Genomic DNA, 549 nt, shown 5'->3' with positions numbered 1-549 from the left:
GTGAACTCGGTCATTTGCACGTGAATTATGAAACTGTAGAACCTTATCCAGTGACCTTTAAAAAGGGTAATCCAAAACAAACAGAGATCTATAATCCAGAAAAGTTTTATTATGTGACTGAAATGAAATTCGCAAAAATTAAGAATAGTAAGGAAAAGGATAAATCGACTGTTATTTACAATAGCAATATCATCATGACAGATATCCCTCTTGAAGCTTATAAGTATATCGTTAATGGCAAGCCCACTCTTGAATGGGTTATGGAACGTCAATGTGTAAAAACAGATAAAAAGAGTGGCATTGTGAATGATGCCAATCACTATGCTGTTGAAACCGTTGGCAACCCTGCTTATCCATTAGAGTTGTTTCAAAGGGTTATTACCGTAAATTTAGAAACAATGAAGATTGTTAAGAACCTACCAAAATTGGAAATAAGAGAAACTGAATAGACTTGGCTTGCTAAACTCACAAGGGGGTATAGAGTCTTATAACCATAATCTATACCTCTCTTGTTAAGTTGATTAGATACAATCTTTAAAAAGAGTGCTT

At 34.1% G+C, this 549-nt stretch carries 1 protein-coding gene; it reads left to right on the top strand.

Features of this window, described 5'->3' with window-relative positions; all coding sequences use genetic code 11:
- Positions 1 to 449: type ISP restriction/modification enzyme (locus tag ACFIJP_RS09700; protein ID WP_375627222.1), on the top strand; the 449-nt coding region annotated here is incomplete at its 5' end.
- Between the last annotated feature and the right edge of the window lie 100 nt (positions 450 to 549).

Origin of the sequence: Bartonella sp. MU37NMGALS (assembly GCF_042194015.1) — a bacterium.
Lineage (GTDB): Bacteria > Pseudomonadota > Alphaproteobacteria > Rhizobiales > Rhizobiaceae > Bartonella > Bartonella grahamii.
The sequence above is the reverse complement of the archived record's forward strand: the minus strand, read 5'-3'. Positions and strand labels throughout refer to the sequence as shown.